Origin of the sequence: Pseudomonas sp. 2822-15 (assembly GCF_002742515.1) — a bacterium.
Lineage (GTDB): Bacteria > Pseudomonadota > Gammaproteobacteria > Pseudomonadales > Pseudomonadaceae > Aquipseudomonas > Aquipseudomonas salomonii.
In genome coordinates this window covers 1-307 of sequence record NZ_LJRY01000189.1, presented here as the reverse complement: position 1 = coordinate 307, position 307 = coordinate 1, and the positions used below count along the sequence as shown (strand labels likewise).

Genomic DNA, 307 nt, shown 5'->3' with positions numbered 1-307 from the left:
ATTGTATTGTCATCACTAAAGAAAACAAACTCGTATTAGTTGAACAGTATCGTTATGCGGCTGAAGACTTTTTCTTAGAAGTACCTGCAGGAAAAAAGGAAGATGATGAAACTTATGAAGAGGGAGTAATTAGAGAATTAAAGGAAGAAACGGGATACACCTCTTTGAAGAAACCTATTCTCCTAGGTACATATATGGTCAACCCAGCAGTACAGACCAACAAGGTAAGTACATATTTGATAGTAGATGCATTCAAATCATATGAACAAGACTTGGATGATACAGAAGATATAAATGTGAAGCTATA

The 307-nt window shown here is 34.9% G+C and carries 1 protein-coding gene; it reads left to right on the top strand.

The window, feature by feature from the left end:
- A partial coding sequence (locus AOA59_RS19065) for an NUDIX hydrolase (RefSeq protein ID WP_143522793.1) occupies positions 1 to 307 on the top strand: 307 nt, incomplete at both ends.